The organism is Mitsuaria sp. RG (genome assembly GCF_028369275.1).
Taxonomy (GTDB): Bacteria; Pseudomonadota; Gammaproteobacteria; order Pseudomonadales; family Pseudomonadaceae; genus Aquipseudomonas; species Aquipseudomonas peradeniyensis.
The window spans coordinates 13,276-33,428 of sequence record NZ_JAQMYQ010000037.1 but is presented as its reverse complement, the minus strand read 5'-3'; the positions used below and the strand labels follow the sequence as shown (position 1 = coordinate 33,428).

The 20,153-nt window shown below is 66.6% G+C and carries 20 protein-coding genes; 8 read left to right on the top strand and 12 right to left on the bottom strand.

Annotated features, from left to right (window positions below):
• The first annotated feature begins 40 nt into the window (after positions 1–40).
• Positions 41–259 (top strand): DUF2970 domain-containing protein, encoded by a 219-nt coding sequence (locus tag POF53_RS19130; RefSeq protein WP_050706106.1) that lies wholly within the window; start codon positions 41–43, stop codon positions 257–259.
• 417 nt (positions 260–676) lie between these two features.
• Here POF53_RS19130 and POF53_RS19125 read toward each other — a convergent pair whose 3' ends face one another.
• Positions 677–1,753 carry an ABC transporter substrate-binding protein gene (locus tag POF53_RS19125; protein ID WP_232855558.1) on the bottom strand — a complete coding sequence of 359 codons (1,077 nt, stop codon included), beginning with the start codon at positions 1,751–1,753 and terminating at the stop codon, positions 677–679.
• A 217-nt stretch (positions 1,754–1,970) separates the two neighbouring features.
• Here POF53_RS19125 and POF53_RS19120 point away from each other — a divergent pair, with 217 nt between their 5' ends.
• The 3 genes from POF53_RS19120 (at position 1,971) to POF53_RS19110 (ending at position 5,835) form a co-directional block, all read left to right on the top strand.
• Entirely contained in the window at positions 1,971–3,623 is a 1,653-nt protein-coding gene (locus POF53_RS19120) for a nitrite/sulfite reductase (RefSeq protein WP_232855559.1), read from the top strand.
• Complete coding sequence (locus tag POF53_RS19115; protein WP_028691443.1) at positions 3,607–4,101, top strand: DUF934 domain-containing protein; 495 nt, start codon at positions 3,607–3,609, stop codon at positions 4,099–4,101. Before POF53_RS19120 ends, POF53_RS19115 begins: the two co-directional genes overlap by 17 nt.
• Before the next feature lie 168 nt (positions 4,102–4,269).
• On the top strand, positions 4,270–5,835 hold the full coding sequence (locus POF53_RS19110; RefSeq protein ID WP_498969001.1) for a hypothetical protein: 1,566 nt from the start codon (positions 4,270–4,272) through the stop codon (positions 5,833–5,835).
• 64 nt (positions 5,836–5,899) lie between these two features.
• On the opposite strand, the gene POF53_RS19105 is transcribed toward POF53_RS19110, so the two are convergent.
• Positions 5,900–6,760: an AraC family transcriptional regulator gene (locus tag POF53_RS19105; RefSeq protein ID WP_203652345.1), complete on the bottom strand. Its 861-nt coding sequence runs from the start codon at positions 6,758–6,760 to the stop codon at positions 5,900–5,902.
• A gap of 131 nt (positions 6,761–6,891) precedes the next feature.
• Positions 6,892–7,938, bottom strand: coding sequence for a class I SAM-dependent methyltransferase (locus tag POF53_RS19100; RefSeq protein WP_498968998.1), 1,047 nt, complete (start codon positions 7,936–7,938; stop codon positions 6,892–6,894).
• A gap of 195 nt (positions 7,939–8,133) precedes the next feature.
• Here POF53_RS19100 and POF53_RS19095 point away from each other — a divergent pair, with 195 nt between their 5' ends.
• A complete protein-coding gene (locus POF53_RS19095) occupies positions 8,134–8,622 on the top strand; it encodes a signal peptidase II (protein ID WP_475858837.1) in 489 nt (162 codons plus the stop codon).
• Positions 8,623–8,792: 170 nt separating this feature from the next.
• Positions 8,793–8,999: a hypothetical protein gene (locus POF53_RS19090; RefSeq protein ID WP_203652342.1), complete on the top strand. Its 207-nt coding sequence runs from the start codon at positions 8,793–8,795 to the stop codon at positions 8,997–8,999.
• A 536-nt stretch (positions 9,000–9,535) separates the two neighbouring features.
• Here POF53_RS19090 and POF53_RS19085 read toward each other — a convergent pair.
• Together POF53_RS19085 and POF53_RS19080 are read right to left on the bottom strand one after the other, a co-directional pair.
• On the bottom strand, positions 9,536–10,381 hold the full coding sequence (locus POF53_RS19085) for a type 1 glutamine amidotransferase domain-containing protein (protein WP_203652341.1): 846 nt from the start codon (positions 10,379–10,381) through the stop codon (positions 9,536–9,538).
• Positions 10,382–10,395: 14 nt separating this feature from the next.
• Complete coding sequence (locus POF53_RS19080; protein WP_203652340.1) at positions 10,396–10,701, bottom strand: putative quinol monooxygenase; 306 nt, start codon at positions 10,699–10,701, stop codon at positions 10,396–10,398.
• Positions 10,702–10,788: 87 nt separating this feature from the next.
• Between POF53_RS19080 and POF53_RS19075 the strand changes: the two genes are divergently transcribed.
• Entirely contained in the window at positions 10,789–11,715 is a 927-nt protein-coding gene (locus tag POF53_RS19075; protein ID WP_498968993.1) for a LysR family transcriptional regulator, read from the top strand.
• Here the strand turns inward: POF53_RS19075 and gspF are convergent.
• Genes gspF through gspG form a run of 7 tightly spaced genes read right to left on the bottom strand, consistent with a single transcriptional unit; the run spans position 11,696 to position 19,516 of the window.
• Positions 11,696–12,901, bottom strand: a complete 1,206-nt coding sequence (gene gspF / locus POF53_RS19070; protein ID WP_498968991.1) for a type II secretion system inner membrane protein GspF — start codon at positions 12,899–12,901, stop codon at positions 11,696–11,698. The genes POF53_RS19075 and gspF overlap by 20 nt on opposite strands.
• Positions 12,901–14,322, bottom strand: coding sequence for a type II secretion system ATPase GspE (gene gspE, locus POF53_RS19065; protein ID WP_254464145.1), 1,422 nt, complete (start codon positions 14,320–14,322; stop codon positions 12,901–12,903). Before gspE ends, gspF begins: the two co-directional genes overlap by 1 nt.
• A complete protein-coding gene (gspD, locus tag POF53_RS19060; RefSeq protein ID WP_254464146.1) occupies positions 14,319–16,688 on the bottom strand; it encodes a type II secretion system secretin GspD in 2,370 nt (789 codons plus the stop codon). Before gspD ends, gspE begins: the two co-directional genes overlap by 4 nt.
• Positions 16,685–17,206, bottom strand: coding sequence for a type II secretion system protein M (locus POF53_RS19055; RefSeq protein WP_203652336.1), 522 nt, complete (start codon positions 17,204–17,206; stop codon positions 16,685–16,687). Before POF53_RS19055 ends, gspD begins: the two co-directional genes overlap by 4 nt.
• Positions 17,196–18,116, bottom strand: coding sequence for a type II secretion system protein GspL (gene gspL, locus POF53_RS19050; RefSeq protein WP_498968988.1), 921 nt, complete (start codon positions 18,114–18,116; stop codon positions 17,196–17,198). The genes POF53_RS19055 and gspL overlap by 11 nt, the downstream gene beginning before the upstream one ends.
• Entirely contained in the window at positions 18,113–19,045 is a 933-nt protein-coding gene (gene gspK, locus POF53_RS19045; RefSeq protein WP_498968986.1) for a type II secretion system minor pseudopilin GspK, read from the bottom strand. Before gspK ends, gspL begins: the two co-directional genes overlap by 4 nt.
• 24 nt (positions 19,046–19,069) lie before the next feature.
• Positions 19,070–19,516 carry a type II secretion system major pseudopilin GspG gene (gene gspG / locus POF53_RS19040; RefSeq protein WP_203652333.1) on the bottom strand — a complete coding sequence of 149 codons (447 nt, stop codon included), beginning with the start codon at positions 19,514–19,516 and terminating at the stop codon, positions 19,070–19,072.
• Positions 19,517–19,664: 148 nt separating this feature from the next.
• Here gspG and gspI point away from each other — a divergent pair, with 148 nt between their 5' ends.
• Positions 19,665–20,024, top strand: coding sequence for a type II secretion system minor pseudopilin GspI (gspI, locus tag POF53_RS19035; protein WP_232855570.1), 360 nt, complete (start codon positions 19,665–19,667; stop codon positions 20,022–20,024).
• The last annotated feature ends 129 nt before the right edge of the window (positions 20,025–20,153 follow it).

Below are 20,153 nucleotides of genomic sequence, written 5' to 3'. Positions count from 1 at the left end.
CTACACTGTCGGTGATTGCCTCTGAATCAGGGAGCCACTCATGGACGATCACCAACACGGCAAGCCACCGACCTTCTGGCAGATGCTGCAGAGCATCCTCGCCGCCGCCTTCGGCGTGCAGAGCGGCAAGAACCGCGCCCGCGACTTCACCTACGGCAAGGCCAGCCATTTCATCGTGATGGGGACGCTGTTCACGCTGATCTTCATCTTCGTGCTGATCGGCCTGGTGCAGCTGGCGATGCACCTGACGGCGCGCTAAAGCCCCTGTAGGAGCGGCCTTGTGCCGCGAAAGGGCCGTGCAACGGCCCCAGGATGTCGGCGTTTTGGGCAAAGATCGCCGGGGCCGCTTCGCAGCCCTTTCGCGGCACAAGGCCGCTCCTACAGGGGTATGCATGAGCCGACCCAAACGCAACCCGCCCGCGGATTTCCCTTCCGCGGGCGGTTCAGGTGTTACTCACGGTCTCGAGCAGTTATCCGCTACTGATGGCTGACCCAGTACACCGCAGTGACCACCACCAGCACGATCAGACACAGGATCGCCCAGGCATCGACACTGCTGTCAGCTTTGCGGACCTTGGTAGAGTTTCCCATTGCATTGCCTCTTGTAGTGGTTATGGGAATGCACTTCACAAGCAGCAGTTAAGTCCAGCAATGCCCTTCCCTCAAGCAGGGTCTTTCAATAGTCGACGGGTGACGTGAGGAAGGGATAACGAAAGTCCGCCGGGCGTCCCTCGGCACTGAATCGCTGGAAATCGATGCCGTGGTTGTCCTGTTCCAGCAGCTTGAGCCAGCGTCGGGCCTTGTCCGGGTCGATCAGCTGCAAGGCCGGCACGCTATGTTCACGCTGACCGTCGCGCCCCACCGCCAGCCCCTGGGCGTCATCATGCAACATGACCATGGCCCAGCCGCCCAGGGTGAAATGCCCGCCCATCAGCACGCTCAGGCGTCCGTCGATCCGCGCCCGCAGGGCCTCGGGCGAGCTGTTGACCGCACTGAACAGGGCATCGCGCCCCGGCACCTTGCCCAGCGCCTCGAACGCCTGCATGGCACCGAACGCCATCTGGTCGTTGGCCGACCACACCAGGCGCGTGTCGGGATAGCGCTCCAGCAGCATCTGCGCCTGCTCGAAGGCGCGCTGGCGGCTCCAGCCGCCGTACACGACCTGGCGCAGGCGCACCTGGGGGAACTCCGCCAACGCCCGGCGCATGCCCTGCACGCGCAGCTGCGAGGCCGGCGTGGTCTTGACCCCGGCGAAGGCCAGCAGCTCAACCGCCTGCGACTCGGCCGGCAGCTGCGCCGCCATCACCTTGAGCATCTGGTAGCCGGCCTCCTCGTCGTTGCTGACCAGGGTACCGAGCACTTCGGGGTATTTGTCCGGCTGCGCCTGGATGCTGTGCGCCTGGCTGTCGGTAAGGCCGTTGTTGACCAGGAACAGCTTGACCCCGGTACCCCGCGACAGGCGGATGATCTCCGGCGCGACATACTGCTCGTTGACCAGCACCAGGTAGTCCGGGCGCTGCGGTCCTTGCAGCACCTCGCGGGCCTGGGTCAGCGCAAGGTCGGCGCGGCGCTCGCTGTACTGCACGCGCAAGGCCATGCCCAGGTCGTTGGCGGCGGCCTGCATGAAGCGCGAGTAATCGACCCAGAACGTCTCGTTGGAATAGCCCGGGTTGAGGAACACCACGGACGCGGCCTGTGCGCTCGCTGCCAGCGGCAGGCTCAGGCACAGGCTCTGGCACAAGGCCTTGAGCATGCTGTTACTTCCCTGCGGAGCAAACCCCGGATTATAGCGCCGCGATGTACCGGCGCGGACAAATGCCAGTCAGTCTCACTTAGTCCAAATGGTTCTTTTCATATGCAAAAACATCACTTTAGCGCATAAACCCACTCTGCTATCGTGCCTCGGCTCCGACCCGGAGTGCGCGGCCGTGCGCGCGATTAGCTGCATGCTAGCCTGAGACAGGACTTATATGTACGTATACGACGAGTACGATCAGCGGATCATCGAGGACCGCGTCAAGCAGTTCCGTGATCAGACCCGCCGCTACCTGGCCGGTGAGCTGAGCGAAGAAGAATTCCGCCCTCTGCGCCTGCAGAACGGCCTGTATATCCAACGTTTCGCGCCGATGCTGCGTGTCGCCGTGCCCTATGGCCAGCTGAACGCCCGCCAGACCCGCATGCTGGCGAAGATCGCCCGCGACTACGACAAGGGCTACGCGCACATCAGCACCCGCCAGAACGTGCAGTACAACTGGCCGGCGCTGGAAGACATCCCGGAGATCCTCGCCGAGCTGGCCACCGTGCAGATGCACGCGATCCAGACCAGCGGCAACTGCCTGCGCAACGTCACCACCGACCAGTTCGCAGGTGTCGCCGCCGACGAGCTGGTGGACCCGCGCCCGTGGTGCGAGATCGTCCGCCAGTGGACCACCTTCCACCCGGAATTCGCCTACCTGCCGCGCAAGTTCAAGATCGCCGTCAACGGCTCCAGCGACGACCGCGCCGCCATCGAAGTGCACGACATCGGCCTGGAGCCGGTGCGCAACGCCGCCGGTGAGCTGGGCTTCCGCGTACTGGTCGGCGGCGGCCTGGGCCGTACCCCGGTGATCGGCTCGTTCATCAACGAGTTCCTGCCCTGGCAGGACCTGCTCAGCTACCTGGACGCCATCCTGCGCGTGTACAACCGTTACGGCCGCCGTGACAACAAGTACAAGGCGCGGATCAAGATCCTGGTCAAGGCCCTCACCCCGGAAGTGTTCGCCGAGAAGGTCGAGGCCGAGATGGCCCACCTGCGCGGCGGCAGCACCACCCTGACCGAGGACGAGGTGCAGCGCGTTGCCCGTCACTTCGTCGACCCCGAGTACCTGGCCCTCGACAATGTCGACTACGCCCCCCTGGACGCCGAGCACCCAGGCTTCGCCCGCTGGCGTTCGCGCAACACCCGCGCGCACAAGAAGCCGGGCTATGTTGCCGTGACCCTGTCGCTCAAGCCCACCGGCGTCGCCCCGGGCGACCTGACCGACAAGCAGCTCGACGCCGTCGCGGACTTCGCCGAACGCTACAGCTTCGGTTACCTGCGTACCTCCCACGAGCAGAACATCATCCTCGCCGACGTCGAGCAGCGCCAGCTGCACACCCTCTGGCTGGAACTGCGCGAGCAAGGCTTCGCCACCCCGAACATCGGCCTGCTGACCGACATCATCTGCTGCCCGGGCGGTGACTTCTGCTCGCTGGCCAACGCCAAGTCGATCCCGATCGCCGAATCCATCCAGCGCCGCTTCGACGACCTGGACTACCTGTTCGATATCGGCGAGCTCGACCTGAACATCTCCGGCTGCATGAACGCCTGCGGCCACCACCACGTCGGCCACATCGGCATCCTTGGCGTGGACAAGAAGGGCGAAGAGTTCTACCAGGTCTCGCTGGGCGGCAATGCCGCCCGCGACGCCAGCCTGGGCAAGATCCTCGGGCCCTCCTTCGCCCAGGACGACATGGCCGACGTGATCGAGAAGCTGATCAATGTGTACGTCGAGCAGCGCACCGAAGACGAGCGCTTCATCGACACCTACCAGCGGATCGGCATCGACCCCTTCAAGGAACGCGTCTATGCAGCGAATCATTAAGAACAACCAGATCGTCGACGAAACCTGGCACCTGCTGCCCAAGGACGTCTCGATCGACGAGCTGACCAACTGCGACGACTACATCGTGCCGCTGCAGCTGTGGCGCGATCATCCGAGCCTGCTCAAGGCCCGCGATGGCGGCCTGGGCATCTGGCTGGACAGCGACGAGGAAGCCGAGGAAATCGGCGAAGACGTCGAGCACTTCCAGGTCATCGCCCTGAACTTCCCGGCCTTTACCGACGGGCGCAACTACTCCAACGCGCGCCTGCTGCGTGACCGCTACAAGTTCAAGGGCGAGCTGCGCGCCATCGGCGACGTGCTGCGCGACCAGCTGTTCTACATGGCCCGCTGCGGCTTCGACGCGTTCGCCATCCGTGCCGACAAGGACCCGGAAGACGCGCTGCAGAGCCTGAAGGACTTTTCGGTGACCTACCAGGGCGCCACCGACGAACCGCTGCCGCTGTTCCGCCGCCGCTGATCGTCGCTTGCCGTACGCTCGGCCCGCCTTCTGGCGGGCCGATTCATTTCTGCGCCTGCAAGACGACCCGTCCGGATAGGCCGGGGAAAAATCCGAACGCTCGCTCAGGTTTTCTGATGGCATGCCGATATCAGGACATATCCTTTTCACTCCGCAAGGACAGCGACGATGAGCCCGATCACTTCGGCACTGCGACTGACGCCGATCCAAACGCCACCTGCTCTCGCGCAGAACCTGATCGTTCGCCAACCCGCGAGCGTCGCCAGCGCCCCTGGCACCCAGGTCAGCCTGGGGCAGGACACCCGCATTCCCGACAGCGAGACCTACACCTCGCGAGGCACGCTGGACAGCGCGCAGCCCAGCTACACCTGGGAACAGGACGGACTGGACAAGCTGAGCATGTACATGTTCAGCGCGGTCAAGTCGTCCACCACCGCCGCCCGCTTCCAGGGCCTGGGCAGCGCCCTGGTGGAACAACTGGCGGCCAACGGCGGCCAGCGCGTCTCCCAATCAGCCTTGCAGCTCAACGAGACCGACACCACCGCGCTGAGCCTGCAGCAGGCACGCCTGCGCGAGTTCGCCAGCAATACCGTCACCCTCAGCCTCACCACTGCCTCCGGCGCCACGGTAAAACTGGGCTTGTACAACGGTGAACGGGGCCTGGCGGTCGACGCCGAAGTCCAGGGCGGCGAGCTGAACGCCAATGAGCTCAAGGGCCTGGCCGCCCTGGCCGACGGTTTCCAGTCGGCAATCAACGGCCTGACCCGGCAACCGCCAAGCCTGCAGCTCGGCGCGCTGGTCAAGCTCGACCCGAGCCTGTTCAGCGGCCTGCAGATGAACGCCAAGCTGGATTTGCCCAGCGGTGGGCAACAGACCTTCGACCTGCGTCTGGACGGCTCCACCCGCAGCCTGAAACTCGATGGCCCGAGCGGCCAGGTGCAGCTGGACCTCGATAGCCAGGGTGGCGCGCTGCTGGGCGGCAAGGCCCAGCGCCAGGCCGCCCTGGACAACTACCTGACCCAGTTCGACGAGGCGCAGAAACGCGGCAAGGGCGATGCGCAACTGACCTCGCTGCTCAAGGATGCCTTCAGCCAACTGAACAGCATCGACGACAACAGCCCGCGCCCGGCGGGCCACAACGACGCGGTGAACACCTACAGCCGCGCGCTGCTCAGCGGCCTGGCCGACTTCAAGGCCTCGATCGTGCAACCGTCCAGCCGCCTGAATGCGCGGCGCCTGGACGAGGAAGACCGCTTCGCCTACCAGGTGTCGCAATCGACCTCGACCAGTGGCCAGGGCACCACCATCGCCCGTCAGCAACGCCAGGAAGCCAAGCTGGATGCCGCCTGGCATTCGAGCCTGTCGTCCGCGGCCAAGCTGACCGAAGCGGATCCGTTCGACGAGAAGAACTATCGCTACCACACACTCAGCGAAACGGCGAGCAGCACCACCGAACTGGCGTTCGTCGACAACGTGCTCAAGGAAGCCAAGGCCACCCAGGAGGCCACCAGCACCAAGCGCGTACTCACCTATGAGGGTGGCAAGCTCGAGTCCGATGTCAGCACGCCCGAGTCGGTGAGCCGCTCGCGCAACCTGCTGAACCTGCTCGACGATCTGTTCAAGACCGATGAAAAGGCCCGGCGCAACGGCAGCCCGTACGACCTCGACGCACAGCTGGCGGCCCATGCCGGGCTGTGGCAGTTGCAAACCGACCCGGCGAAGATCCACGACTGACCGAGACGCCGCGGCGCAGACAAGCCCGCCCCCGCAAGGACTGCAGGGGCGGGCTTGTCTGCGCTCAGCGCAACGGCACGTAGATGTCCGTCTGCCACTGCTCAAGCGGCGTCTGCGGGTAGATGCTCAGATAATGGAAAAACAGCGGATGATCGCGCAGCTCTTCGCCACTGGCCGGTAGCCAATCGCGGTAGATCGGGTAGATCGTCTCGCCGATATGATCCGGCGAGCCGACATGCCGCACCACGGCGCAACGCCCACCGGGCAGGCCCGACTCCAGCACGCCCTGGGCGTTGGGCGCCACCGCCTCGTGGATTTCTCCACAGATGGCGAAGCGGAAGTCCTCCGGTGCCGTGGTATCCGGGTTGTTGAACGGGATGCCGAAACTGCGGCTGCTGGCCACAGGCGATTGCCCGCTGCTCATGCGCCAGTCGATGAAGCGGCGCACGGTCTCGCTGACCTGGCTGGCCGGCCCGCGATGCTCCAGCGCCGCAAGGCGCACGGCGGCGAAATCGACGATTCGTACCTGCATGGTGATGCTCCTGGAAAAATGAGGGATGGCAAACACCGTGTTCCATACCTGCCAGTCGGGCCGGCGGCGGAACGCGCTGGGCGCGTGCCCGAATGCCCGCCGGAACGCCCGGCTGAAGGCTTCCGGGCTTTCAAAGCCCGCCTCCAGCGCGGCCTCCAGCACCGAGTGCCCGGGCTGGCCGACCAGCCGATGCGCCGCACGACGCAAACGCATCAGCTGCACATAGCGGGCCACCGGCACGCCCACGTAAGCGCTGAACTGACGATGGAAATGGAACACCGAAAAGTGCGCCACCACACTCAGGGCCTCCACCGACAGATCGCCTTCCAGGTTGTCCTGGATGTAGGCGAGCACAGTGTCGAAGCGGGTCTTGTAATGGGCATTGACGGACAAGCTCGGTTGCTCCTGGAATCACGGCAGGCCACAGGTTCGCCGATCCGCCCCTGGGCCCGCCTAGCCGTATTTGCTCAAACATCCCTTGGTAGTCGGGCTTGCCCCGCACCGAGAACAGTACCGACGAATCTCTACTTCCTGGCCTCCAGAATCAAGTTGAACGGTGTCTGCGTCGCCCTGCGGAACTGGCGGAACCCAGCCTCTTCGAACACCGCCCGCAGGCGCGCCTCGCCCGCCTGGGCCCCCAGCCCCAGTCCCACTTCCTGGGACAGCGAGTTGGGCGTGCAGATGAAGGTGGACGCCGCATAGAACAGCCTGCCGACCGGGTTGATGTTGGCATCCAGCGTATCCTCGGCGAACGGCTCGACCAGCATCACCGTGCCGTCGTCCTTGAGCGCCCGATAGGCATGCCGCGCCGCCCCCACCGGATCGCCCATGTCATGCAGGCAATCGAAGAAGCACACCAGGTCCAGGTCGCGGCCGGGGTAGTCCTTGGCCGAGGCCTGCTGGAAGCTGACCCGCTCGGCCACCCCCGCATCGCGGGCCCGCTCGCTGGCAGTTTGCACCGACGGTGCATGGTAGTCGTAGCCGATAAAGCGCGAGGCCGGGAATGCCTCGGCCATGACGATGGTCGAGGCACCGTGGCCACAACCGACATCGGCCACCTGGGCGCCAGCCTGCAGCTTGGCCACCACCCCTTCCAGTGCCGGTAGCCAGTCGGCCACCAGGAAGGTCCGATAGCCCGGCCTGAAGAAGCGCTCGGTACCGCTGAACATGCACGGATGATGATCGCCCCAGGCGAGCGCGCCGTCGCCGCGCATGGCCGCGACCAGCTTGTCCTTGTCATGGAACAGCGCCGCCAGCACCGAGGCACCACCGGCCATGTAGACCGGGGAGTCCTCCAGGGCCAGTGTCATGGCCTGCTCCTGCGGCAGGGTGAACTGCCCGTCGTGATGCACCAGGTAACCCGCCGCGGCCTGGCCATTGAGCCATTCGCGCACCAGCCTTGGCTGGCAACCGGTGCGTTCGGCCAGCGCCTCGGGGGTGACCGGCAGGCTGTCGGCCATGGCCCGGTACAGCCCGAGTTCATCCCCTAGAATGACATTGGCCAGCGTCGCCGCCGCGCCCATGTCGCCCACCAGCTTGCCCATGAATTCCTGAAGCCGTGCCTCGTCCATGACCTGCCCTCCTCTTGCCAGAAGGCCACCGTCGGCGACGTCCGGTCCGGGAGGCGGTGGTCGGATGGATGATCGGGCCGCGTCTGCAACCGACCCGGACTTTAAGTCTAGACCCGCCTGCGCTATCTTCGCCGCGCTGCCGGCAGCCCCGCCAATACCGGACGGCCGCGCCCGCGCAGCGAAGGAATTGCCTGCATGCTCTCCAGCCGTACCCTCGTCCTGATCCTCGGCGTCGCCTTCATCATGCTCGACCAGTGGGTGAAACTGATCGCCCTGGTCGCCCTGAACAACCACAGCTATGTGGTCGGCAACCAGTTCGTCTGGCTCGACCTGGTCCTGAGCCTGAACCCGGGCGCGTTCCTCAGCCTCGGCGCCAGTCTGTCGCCGGGCCTCAAGCAACTGATCTTCGTCGCCGCGGTAGGCGTGGCCTGCTGCTGGGCCGTGACCTGGGCGCTCAGGCACTGGCAGGCAACCCCGGTGAAGGCCGGCGCGGCCTACTTCATCGCCATGGGCGGACTGGCCAACCTGATCGACCGGGTGCTGCGCGACGGGCATGTGGTCGACTACCTCGTGCTCAACCTTGGGCCGCTGCATACCGGCGTGTTCAACCTTGCCGACATCGGCATCATGGCGGGTGCGCTGGTGCTGGCGTTGGGTGCCTGGAAGAAACCGGCCAGGGTCTGATCCCTCTTGCCAGGAGGTCGCGCACCCAGGGGCGTCCGACCTCCAAAATCGCTTGGCCAGATACTGGCCACACAAGCCCAGGAAACTTCCTTCAACTCTCAAGGCCCAGTCCGAGAGCAACTCGAGTTAATTTCACGCTACCTCAGTTTTCCTGCATTCGAGGGCAGCGCATGGACGAAGAGATAAAAGATCAGCATGAGGTCAATTCAGACGTCGCCTACTTCGAGGCTATTGCCGTCGAGAAGTTGTCCCGACTTCTAGCATCGAAGCAGTACGGCAGTTTCCTTACAGATGAAGTCATTGATGCCTTCAAAAATGTCGAAAGCTCAGCCTATGCTGGCAGGCCGCGCAAGCCACGCAGGCTCTCAAACACCTGAGAAATGTGAGCCCTGGTGTCGCGAAGCTATTGATCGCGTTTGGGCCGCCAGGTGCCTGCCGTAACCCTTGCAGCGCCTATGAGATCGAGCGCCGCTCGCGCGGCACATCGCGACGCAAGGCCGCTCCCACATCTGTTTCGGGCCAGTCAATCCTGTGCCATTACCTTGTCCGCCTTGTTGGTCCAGCACGGTTTCAGCGTGGGCACTACTGCCGCCTCGCCTGTCTCAAGACATGCACCAAGGCGGGCAACCATGGCCTGACAGGCTCGGCACGTTGCAACAAATGTGGGAGCAACTGTCTTGCTCAATTTTTAGAATCTGGCGCGATCCCTGTGGGAGCGGGTTTACCCGCGAAGCAGGCGACGCGGTACCTGGCACCGGCTATGCCGGTGTTCGCGGGCAAGCCCGCTCCCACAGCGACCGTGCAGCCCTCAAGCCACGCGCCACGCCTGTGGGCGGCCTTGCGTCGCGATGCGCCGCGCGGGCGGCGCTCGATCTCATAGGCGCTATACCTGTTTCGCCAAGCACCTGAATCGCTATTGCCCTGCAGCCTCCAACCGCTCCAGCAGCGCATCGGCCAACGCCTTGTCGGAGAACGGGTTCTGCCCGGTGATCAACTCACGATCAACCACCACATGGGGCTGCCAGGCCTCGGCATAACTCATGTCACCTCCCGCGCCGGCCATGGCCTTGGCCGGATAGAACTGCAGGCGCTGGTCCTTGAGCGAACCTTCGAACACCTGCTCCTCCGGGTCGGAAAAGATGGTCATGCGATAACCCTGGTAGCTCCAATCTCCGGCTGCCGGGGTTTCGCCACGGGCCAATGCGGCGCGATAGGCGACCGGATCCTGCTGCGCCGACAGCAGCGTGATCGGGCCGTGGCAGATGGCGGCCGTGGGCTTGCCGGCCTGGTGGAAATGACGCAGCAAGGTGCCGACGTCCGGGTTGTTGGCCAGGTCGATCAGCGGCGCATGGCCACCTGGGATGAAGATCCCGGCGTAACGATCCAGATCGCCCGCCAGCACCTCCTTCAACGACAGCGTGTCGCGAATGTCCGGCAGGCTTTCGACCACCTGGCGGATTCGCTGCATCTCGCCGGCATCGCCGCCGAAGTACATCGGGTCGATCGAGCGTTCGTCGACACTCGGCGCATTGCCCCTGGGCGTCACCAGCACCAGCTTGTAGCCGGCCTTGAGCAAGCGGTCGGCGGGCACGCCGAACTCGTTGAGATAATAACCGGTGGGATACTGCTTGCCGTCCTTGAGCGGCAACTGGTTCTCGCTGGACAGCAGCACCAGCACTTCGCCCTTCGCGGCAGCGGCGGCGTGGCCACCCAGCAAGGCGCCGGCCAGCGCCAGCGCAACGGGAGCAATCTTGTTCATGGTCGATTCCTGATTCAGTTGAATGGCGCGATGTCCAACGGACGGGCAAGCTGCACCTGGGTCGGTGCGGCCAGCCAATCGGCGGTGGCGGCGCGGTAGGCCTGGTAATGGGTGCTTTGGCGATGGGCCTCGACGGCGGCCTCGTCGACGTACAGCTCGAACAGATCGAACGCCAGCGTCCCGCCCTCGCGCACGAACAAGTCGTAGCGCAGGTTGCCTGGCTCGGCACGGGAATGCTCGACCATCCGGCGCAGGGCCTGCTCGGTAGCGTCACGGTATTCGGGAAGGGGCTGGATGATGGCGAAAATGGCGATGGTCATGGGCGACTCCCTCAACAGGTTGGGCCCATCCTAACCATCGCGCTATGATTCGATAATTCGAAAGAACTTATTTCTGCGATCCAATATATGAATATCGGTAACAAGGATCTCAACCTGCTGCACCTGTTCCAGGTGCTCTACGAAGAGCGCAGCGCCTCCCGTGCCGCGCAACGCCTGGCGCTCAGCCAGCCGGCCCTGAGCCACAAGCTCAACAAGCTGCGCCACCAGTTTGGCGACCCGCTGTTCGTGCGCGCGCCACGCGGCCTCACGCCCACCCCCAGGGCCCACGAACTGGCACCCGAGGTGCAACGGTTGATCGGGCACCTGCAGGACTTCTTCAGCCGCTGCGACGGCGAGCACTTCCTCGAACGCCCGGTCCAGTTGCACCTGTACAGCACCGACTACCTGGAGCAGACCTTGCTGCCCGGGCTGCTGCCGATTCTTCGTGACCAAGCGCCCAACCTGACCCTGATCACCCACAACACCCGGGGCGACCTGCCCCGCGAGGCATTGGAGAAAGGCACCTGCGACCTGGCCATCGCCGGCTTCTACAGCGACCTGCCGGACACCTTCCACCAGCAGCGGCTGCTCAGCGAGGACTTCGTGGTGCTGGCCGCCGCCGACAACCCGAGGTTGGTCGACGGCCTGACCCTGGAGGCATTCGTGGCCTGCGACCACCTGTTGACGACCTTGACCGGCGATCTCGACGGCCGGGTCGACCAGGCCCTGCGGGCCCTCGGCCAGCAACGTCGGGTGGTAGCCGGGCTGTCCAGCTTCATCGCCCCCACACGCCTGGTGCGTGGCACCGACCTGCTGCTGACCTGCCTGCGCTCGCTGGCCATGGAGGCAGTCGAGCGCGACCCCGGCCTGCGCCTGTATGCCCTGCCCCTGGTGCTGCCGCACGTCGAGGTGATGCAGATCTGGCACGCGCGCACCCACGCCGATCCCTTGCGTGGCTGGTTCCGCCAGCAGGTGTGGGAGGTGGCGCAACAGGTCATTGCACCAGCTGGTTGATCTCGATGATCGGCATCAGCACGGCCATGACGATCAGCAGTACCACCGCGCCCATGACCACGATCATCAACGGCTCCAACAGCGCGGTCATGCCCATGGCGCGGCGTTCGATGTCCTTGGCCAGGCTGTCGGCGGCGCGGTCGAGCATCGGCGGCAGGTTGCCGGTCTTCTCGCCGCTGGCGATCAGGTGGATGAGCAGCGGCGGAAAGACCTTCTCCACCGCCAGCGCCGAAGCCAGCCCGGCGCCCTCGCGCACCCGCGCCGTGGCCTCGTTGACGCACTGGTCGAGGCGGTCGTTGCCCAGGGTCTGGCGCGCCGCCTCCAAAGCCCGCAACAGCGGCACCCCGGCGCTGCCGAGGATCGCCAGCGTGGAGGCGAAACGCGCCGTGTTCAGGCCCAGCACGAAGCGTCCGAACAATGGCAGGCGCAGGATCCGCCCATGCCATGCCAGGCGCGCCGCCGGCGCGCGCAGATAGACCCGCCAGCCCCAGAACGCCCCAGTCATCAGGGCGAAGCACAGCACACCCCATTCGCGCACGAAGTCACTGGCCGCCAGCATGGCCAGGGTCAGCCCGGGCAGGTCCTGGCGCGCCTGGGTGAAGGCGCTGACCACCTGCGGCACCACGTAGCTGAGCAGGAAGATGACGATACCCACCGACACCAGCCCCACCACCCCGGGGTAGATGAAGGCCGTGAGGATCTTGCCGCGCAGGGTGTTGCGGTCTTCGATGTAGTCGGCCAGGCGCTCCATCACCTGGGCCAGGTCGCCGGATTCCTCGCCCGCCGCCACCAGCGCCCGGTAGATCTCGGGGAAATCCCGCGGCCGCTCGGCCAGGGCATCGGCCAGGCGCATGCCGCTGCGTACATCGCCACGCACCGCGCCCAGCAACTGCGCCACATGCTTGCGTTCGGCCTGCTCCAGGGTCGCACCCAGCGCCGCTTCCAACGGCAGGCCGGCGGCCAGCAGGCTGGCCATCTGACGCGTGGCCCAGGCCAGGTCGCCGTCGGACAGCTTCGCGCCGAACAGACCATTGCCCTGCCCGGCCGCGGCCTGGGCCTCGACCTCCAGGGTGGTCAGGCCCAGGGCACGCAGCTGGGCCATCGCCGCCGCCGGGCTGTCGGCTTCGAGCAGGCCCTTGACTACGCGGCCCTGGGCATCGGCGGCTTCATAGCGATAGCGATTCATCAGGCGTCCCGTGTCACGCGCAGGATCTCTTCCAGGCAGGTGCTGCCACTGTCGACCCAGCGCTGGCCGTCCTCGCGCATGCTGCGCATGCCGTTGCGCCGGGCGGCGGCGCGCAGGACCTGTTCGTCCGCGCCCTGATGCACCAGGCTGCGCACCTCGTCGTCCACGCAGAACAGCTCGTGGATGCCGGTACGACCGCTATAGCCGCAATGGTTGCAGTGCGCACAGCCCACCGCACGGTACTGCCCGGGCGTGGCCGGGTCGGGCTCGCGACAGTGCGGGCACAATCGGCGCACCAGGCGCTGGGCCAGTACCCCGAGCAGCGCCGAGGCCAGCAGGAACGGCTCGACCCCCATGTCGACCAGGCGGTTGACCGCCGACACCGCGTCGTTGGTGTGCAGGGTGGCCAGCACCAGGTGCCCGGTCAGCGAGGCCTGCACGGCGATCTGCGCGGTCTCCAGGTCGCGGATCTCGCCGATCATGATCACGTCCGGGTCCTGGCGCAGGATGGCGCGCAGGGCCACGGCGAAGCTCATGTCTATACGCGCGTTGACCTGGATCTGGCTGATGCCCGGCAAGTCATATTCCACCGGATCCTCCACGGTGAGGATGTTGCTGACGCTGGCGTCCAGCCGCGCCAGCGCGGCGTACAGGCTGGTGGTCTTGCCCGAGCCGGTGGGGCCGGTGACCAGCACGATGCCATGGGGCTGGCGGATGAGCTGGTCGAGCCGCGCCAGCAGGCCTGCGTCCATGCCCAGTGCTTCCAGGCGCAGGCGTCCGGCCTGCTTGTCGAGCAGGCGCATCACCACCCGCTCGCCATGACCGGTGGGCACGGTGGAGACGCGGATATCGATGGGTCGCCCGGCCACGCGCAGGGCGATGCGGCCGTCCTGGGGCAAGCGCTTTTCGGCGATGTCCAGCTGCGCCATGATCTTGATCCGCGACACCAGCGCGCCGTGCAGCGCCTTGCGCGGCGAAACCACGTCGCGCAGGGTGCCGTCGACCCGGTAGCGCACCAGGCAATGGCTCTCGAACGGCTCGATATGGATGTCGCTGGCCTGGTCGCGCGCGGCCTGGGTGAGCAAGGCGTTGATCATGCGGATCACCGGCGCGTCGTCCTGGGCCTCGAGCAGGTCGGTGACTTCCGGGATGTCCTGCAGCAGGCGATCCAGGTCCACCTCGTTCTCCGCCGCGCCCACCACCGCCGCCGCGCTTCCGGTGTCGGCGTAGGCACTGACCAGCAGCGCGTCCATCTGCGCATCGTCGAGCGCCTCGACCAGCACCTGGCCATGGCGCCTGCGCACTTCGGCCACTGCCCAGGCCGGGCTCGACGGGCAGCGCGACAGCACCGCACCGGCCTCGCCATCCACCTGCAGCACCAGGCGTTGGGCCTTGGCCCAGGCGTATGGCAAGCGGCTCAACGCGCCACCTCGTCCACCGGCACCGCGCGGATCGCGGCCCGTGGTGCGCGCAGCGCCGCCGGCTGGGCGCGGCCCTGGTCGGGCACGCCCTGCTCCACTGGCGGCAACAGCGGCATGTCCATGTCCGGCAAGGCCCAGGAATGCTCGGGCTTGAGGCTGCCCTGGGCGCGGCGGATGAAGTCGTAGCGGTTCAGGGTGATGCTGCGCCCGACCGCCGCATCGCGCACGATGTAAGGGCGCAGGAACACCATCAGGTTGGTCTTGTTGCTGGCGCGGCGCTCGCTGCGAAACAACGCACCGACCCCCGGCAGCCCGGACAGCCACGGAATGCCCTCGTTGGTCTGGGTGTAGCCGTCCTGCAGCAGGCCGCCCAGGACCATGATCTGGCCATCGTCGAGCAGGATGCTGGTGTCGATGGCGCGCTTGTTGGTCACCGTGCCGGCGGCGCTGGAGGCGCGCTGGTCGACGCTGCTGACCTCCTGGTAGACGTCCAGCTTGACCGTGCCGCCCTCGGAGATCTGCGGACGCACGTTCAGCCGCAGCCCCACCTCCTCGCGCTGGATGGTCTGGAACGGGTTGTTGCTGTTGCCGCCGCCGTCGGTGACGTACTGGCCGCTGACGAAGGGGATGGTCTGGCCGACGAAGATGCTCGCCGCCTCGTTGTCCAGGGTCAGCAGGTTGGGTGTCGACAGCACGTTGCTGCCGCCCTTGCTCGTCAGCGCACGGGCCAGCACCTTGAGGTCGAGCACCTCGCCGATGCCCGGGATTTTCACCGTGCCATCGACCACCCCCACTGACAGCCCCTTCGGCAGCACGTCGATGCTGCTGGGTCCCTTGACCAAGCCGCTGCCGCCGAGGTTGGCGCCGCCAAACACGCCATTCTTGCCGAGGTTACCGGCCTGCCACTGGATGCCGAACTCGTTGGCGTCGTCTTCACCGACTTCGACGATCAGGCTTTCCACCACCACCTGGGCGCGGCGCTGGTCGAGCTGGTCGATGACTTCGCGCAGGCTGCGGTACAGCGGCTCGGGCGCGGAAATCAGCAAGGTGTTGGTGGTCTTGTCGGCCTGGATGGTCGCGCCACCGGCGGAGAACGCGGTGCCCTGGTCGTTCTGCTGGGTGGTGCTGCCATAGCCGTTCGGTGTCGTGCCGGCGCCCTGGCTGCTGCCACGGCTGCTGCTGGCGTTGTTGTTGGCGCTGTTGCCTTGCGTGCTGCTGCCATTGCCGTTGGCGCCGTTGCTACTGCCGCCAGTGAGCATGCCGCCTCCACTGAGCAGCGCACGCGTGGTGTCGTTGCCGGCAGTGTCACTCTCGCCGGTCAGCAGCCCGCGCAGGCTCTGCGCCAGCTTGTCGGCCTGGGCATTGCGCAGGTACACCACATGCAGGTTGCCGGCGCTGTTCTGGGCGTTGTCGAGCTTGTAGATCAGGTCGCGGGCCAGCTGAGTGCGCTCGGGGCTGCCGGAGCGGATCACCACGCTGTTCGAACGCGGGTCGCCCAGCACGCTGATCTTCTGGGTCGGGTCGCTGCCCTGGCTGTCGAGCAGTTCATTGACCATGCCGGCGATGTCGCTGGCGATCCCATTGTTGATCGCCACCACATCGGTGTCGATGGCCGTGGGAATGTCGACCCGGTCGAGGATCTGCGCCACCCGCTCGAGGTTCTCGGCGTAGTCAGTGACGACCAGGGTGTTGTTGCCGGGGTAGGCATTGATCGGGTTGTCCGGCGAGACGATCGGGCGCAGCACCGGGATCAGGTTGACGGCGTTCTCGTATTGCAGGCGGAAGGTGCGGGTGACCATGCCGTTGCCGGCGTCGCGGTTCCCCGTCACCAGTGCGCCGCCGAGCAGCTTGGCATCGGCCTGCGGTACCACCTGGGCCACACCGCCGACGTCGACCACGCTGAAACCCTGCATGCGCAGGGCCGACAACAGCATGCCATAGGCTTTGCTGGCGGGCACCTCGCCCTCGGAGACCAGGGTCAGCTGGCCCTTGACCCGCGGATCGACCAGGAACTGACGCCCCGTGGCACGGGACAGGCCGCGTACCACCGCCTGAATATCGGCGTCGACGAAGTTCAGCTGTACCGGCTGGTCACCCAGTGGATTGGCCTGGGGCGGCGTCGCCACGGCGCGGCTGTGGCGCTGACCGACCCGAGGGCCAGGCTGACGCGTTGCCGGGCGGGTCTGCGCCTCGGGCTGCGCACGATGATCCAGCCCGGCCGACGAGGCGCCGGCCTCGGCCAGCGGGCGGCCCAGCTCGCTGCTGGCCAAGGGGCGTTGCACGCTTGGTGCGCTGGCGCAGGCGCTGAGCGCCAGGGCCAGGAGCAAGGGCGCGAACGGCAGTCGCGGTGAACGGAGGGACATCATGAAGGGTCCTTAGCGCCATGCGCCTGATCCATGCGAAGAGTTCCGGAGAAGGTCACCGGGCTGCCCGGCTCGGCAGCCGGATCGCGGCGCAGCGCCAGTTGGCCGGTGTCCAGGCCGAGCCGTGGCGGCACGCTCTGCAGCCAGGCCATCGCCGCTTCGGCCGGGGCCCGGTGCCAGCTCAGGCGCCAGGCATCGCCCTCGGCATCGAGTTGTGAGTGTTCTTGCAGGCCTGCCTGCTCCAGGCTTTGCCGCAATGCCAGGGCGATGTCTGCTGGGCGCTGCGCCAGTCGCTCGCCGAGCAGTGCGTCGAGCGCCTGGGCCTGGCCGCGCAGCTTGGGTGTCTCGGCTTGCCAGTGGTCGATCCGGGCCAGGGCCGGCTGGACCAGCACCTGCCAGCAGAACAGCACGCCGAGCAGACCGCCGCCCAGGGCGACGGCGCGGCGCTCCCGCGCGGCCAGGGCCTGCCAGCGTTGCCGCCCCTGCGCACGCAGGGTAGCCAGGCGCGCCTTAATCGACATGGGCCAGCTCCTCGCCAGACGAATTGGCCGCTCGCAGTGTCCAGCCCTGCCCGCTGGCCTGGCCGTCGATGCCACGGGCGGCAAGATCAGCCTGCCAGGCGCTGTCCGCCGGGACCTTGCCGCCGTCGGGCAAGGGGGTAATACGCAGCTGGCCATCCTGGTAATCCATGGCCTCGACATTACCGGCCAGGAACGGCATGACCTGCCCGGCACCCTCCAGCAATGCCGTCAGCCCCGCCGCCGCGCTACCCTGCCCGCCCTGCAGTTGCTGGCGCGCCTGCTGCAACGGGTTGAGCACCACCGGCAACTGCGGGAAGGCCGTGCGCACCTGTGTGACCATGCGGGTACGCAATGCTTCGCCCTCTCGAATCAGGTGCGCGGCGTAAAGATTAAGGCCCAGGCACCAGACCAACGTTGCCGCCGCCCAGATGCCCAACGTGCGCCCCCAGGCCATCGGCTTCGTCGGCCCGGCCAGCCCGCCGCACAGATCCGCCGCCGACAGGGCATCGTCCTGTCGGGCGTACAATCCAGCCGGCCTGATGCCATCGGCCTGCAACCACGCCTGCAGCCTCGCCAGTTCCGTCAACCCGAGCCAGGCCACCGCGACCTGCCCATCGGCCCGACGCGGCCCATGCGCGACATGGACCTGCCCGGCATCACCCAGTACCAGCCCCTGCACCGCGCAGCACACGGCCGACGTAAGGCGCTTGCCGGCCAGGGGTGGCATGGCGATCTCCAGGGCCAGGCTATCCTGCTCGTGCAGGTGCAGACGCCAGGGCGCGCCCTTGGCCTGCCGAAGCAACTGTCCACGGCTCGCCTGCCCGTGCCGATCAGCCAGGCGATACTCCAGCACCGACGCCTCGTCCAGTTCGGCCAGCGGTGCCAGCCATACCTCCATGACCGTGCTCATGCGCCCACCCGGCGCCAGATGACATCCGGCAACTGCCCCTCGCGCTGGCGCAGCAGCGCCTGCAGGGGAAGCTCGCGACTGCCCAGGCGCGCCAGGCCATGCAGGCGGAACCAGTCGCTGTTGATCCCCACCCGGACGTTGGCCATGGCCAGGGATGGCATGCGCAGGCGATTGACGAAATCGCCGCGATTGATGAACCAGCGCCCGCCGTCACGTTCAGCCACCAACGCCGCGGCCTGCTGCAACGACAGGCCCGGCACCTGAGCGGCAAGCACTTCGGCACTGGCGGTGTTGCCGTTGACCCAGGTCAGCGCCGGCAGCACCGTGACGAACCGGCGCAGGCGCTTCAGGGCTTCGCCATCCATGCCCTTGAGCCCGGCCAGGGCCTCGACGCTGCGCAGCATCGGGCGCCTGGCCGGCAACGCTTCGTCGGCGCTGGCCGGTGAAGTCGCACGGCCGCTGGCCAGGCCCAAGCCGGCATTGGCGGGAGTGGCCAGCGGACGCTGTGGGTAGCTATCGATCACCTGCCCGGCAATGGCCGTGGCCAGTCGCTCATTGACCCCTATCAGCGCGCACAGACGCTGGAAGGTCGCCAACGCCTCGACGTCCACCTGGCCATCGACCACCAGGTTGCGCAGGTTGAACTTGCCCTGCTCGTCCTCCAGTTGCCCGTCGAAACGCACGCTGGCGGACGGCACATCGCGCATCGGGCGTGACCAGGGCTGGCCGCCGCGCACCAGCGGATCGCGCAGGCGCTGTTCGAACAGCACCTGGCGGCTAAGCTGCAAGCCGCCTTCCAGGGCCCATTGGCCTTGCAATGCCAGCTGGCGATTCTCCACCTGACGGGTCAGCAAGCCCTGACGCTCGATCATGCCGGCGGCAATCACCGCCACTACCGCAGCGATCAGCAACGCACTGATCACGGCCATGCCCTCCTGGCGCGCCATGGCCGGTCACAACTGCCAGGAGCCGAGGTCGGCATTCACCCCATCGCCGCCGGCCTGGCCGTCGGCGCCCAGGGAGAACACATCGATCTCGCCGTTGGCGCCCGGGTTCAGGTACTGGTACGGGCGCCCCCATGGGTCGTTGGGCAGGCGGTCGAGGTAGGCGCGCCATTGGCCGTCCTTGGCCTGGGCCGGTTTTTCCACCAGCACCTTCAGGCCCTGGTTCTGGTTGGGGTAGGCGCCGTTGTCCAGCCGGTACAGCTTGAGTGCCTGCATCAGCCCGCCGATGTCCTGGCGCGCCGCAGTGGCGCGGGCCTGGTCGGGGCGATCAAGCACCTTGGGCACCACCATCGCCGCGAGAATCCCGAGGATCACCACCACCACCATGATCTCGATCAGGGTAAAGCCTTGCTGGCGGATACGCTGGGCGGGCATGTTGCGGCGGTCGATCTGCATCTCGGCATTCCTTGCGTGAGTTCGAATCGGGGGCCGATTGTGGCAAGCCGGTATGTCACGGATATTGAAAAAGCTCGGGAGTCGGCGTCGTCAAACCGTCATCGCACCGCTCTACAGTGCCGCTTTGGCCTGCGCGAATGGAGTTCCCGTGCGCACCACCGAGGACGGTTTCACCCTGATCGAAGTGCTGGTGGCGCTGACCATCGTCGCCGTGGCCATGGCCGCCGCCGTGCGTGCCACCGGGTTGATGACCCAGGGCAACGGGCTGTTGCGCGACAAGGGACTGGCCCTGCTGGCGGCCCAGGGGCGCCTGGCCGAACTGCGCCTGGAGGGCGGCGCGAAGGCAGGCGTCAGACAGTTCGAATGCGACCAGGGGCGTTTGCGCCTGCGCTGTGAGCAACGCTTGTCGCGTGCGCCGGGGGCGATGCTGGAAGTGTCGCTGCAGGTCTTCGACCGCCAGCGCGAAGGGCCGGCGCTGGCGCGATTGCAGACATTGGTGGGTCAGTGAATGTGAATCGGACGCCTTCGTGAGAGCGAACTCGTGGGAGCGGGCTTGCCCCGCGATAGCGCTCGCCCAGGCAATCGCTATCGCGGGGCAAGCCCGCTCCCACCGCATCCTTACAGCCAGGCCTTCAGG

Bases quoted from the DNA above. Each gene is read 5' to 3' on its own strand.
- POF53_RS19130 (WP_050706106.1), top strand. From the start codon at position 41: ATGGACGATCACCAACACGGCAAGCCACCGACCTTCTGGCAGATGCTG.
- POF53_RS19125 (WP_232855558.1), bottom strand. From the start codon at position 1,753: ATGCTCAAGGCCTTGTGCCAGAGCCTGTGCCTGAGCCTGCCGCTGGCA.
- POF53_RS19120 (WP_232855559.1), top strand. From the start codon at position 1,971: ATGTACGTATACGACGAGTACGATCAGCGGATCATCGAGGACCGCGTC.
- POF53_RS19115 (WP_028691443.1), top strand. From the start codon at position 3,607: ATGCAGCGAATCATTAAGAACAACCAGATCGTCGACGAAACCTGGCAC.
- POF53_RS19110 (WP_498969001.1), top strand. From the start codon at position 4,270: ATGAGCCCGATCACTTCGGCACTGCGACTGACGCCGATCCAAACGCCA.
- POF53_RS19100 (WP_498968998.1), bottom strand. From the start codon at position 7,938: ATGGACGAGGCACGGCTTCAGGAATTCATGGGCAAGCTGGTGGGCGAC.
- POF53_RS19095 (WP_475858837.1), top strand. From the start codon at position 8,134: ATGCTCTCCAGCCGTACCCTCGTCCTGATCCTCGGCGTCGCCTTCATC.
- POF53_RS19090 (WP_203652342.1), top strand. From the start codon at position 8,793: ATGGACGAAGAGATAAAAGATCAGCATGAGGTCAATTCAGACGTCGCC.
- POF53_RS19085 (WP_203652341.1), bottom strand. From the start codon at position 10,381: ATGAACAAGATTGCTCCCGTTGCGCTGGCGCTGGCCGGCGCCTTGCTG.
- POF53_RS19080 (WP_203652340.1), bottom strand. From the start codon at position 10,701: ATGACCATCGCCATTTTCGCCATCATCCAGCCCCTTCCCGAATACCGT.
- POF53_RS19075 (WP_498968993.1), top strand. From the start codon at position 10,789: ATGAATATCGGTAACAAGGATCTCAACCTGCTGCACCTGTTCCAGGTG.
- gspF (WP_498968991.1), bottom strand. From the start codon at position 12,901: ATGAATCGCTATCGCTATGAAGCCGCCGATGCCCAGGGCCGCGTAGTC.
- gspD (WP_254464146.1), bottom strand. From the start codon at position 16,688: ATGATGTCCCTCCGTTCACCGCGACTGCCGTTCGCGCCCTTGCTCCTG.
- POF53_RS19055 (WP_203652336.1), bottom strand. From the start codon at position 17,206: ATGTCGATTAAGGCGCGCCTGGCTACCCTGCGTGCGCAGGGGCGGCAA.
- gspL (WP_498968988.1), bottom strand. From the start codon at position 18,116: ATGAGCACGGTCATGGAGGTATGGCTGGCACCGCTGGCCGAACTGGAC.
- gspK (WP_498968986.1), bottom strand. From the start codon at position 19,045: ATGGCCGTGATCAGTGCGTTGCTGATCGCTGCGGTAGTGGCGGTGATT.
- gspG (WP_203652333.1), bottom strand. From the start codon at position 19,516: ATGCAGATCGACCGCCGCAACATGCCCGCCCAGCGTATCCGCCAGCAA.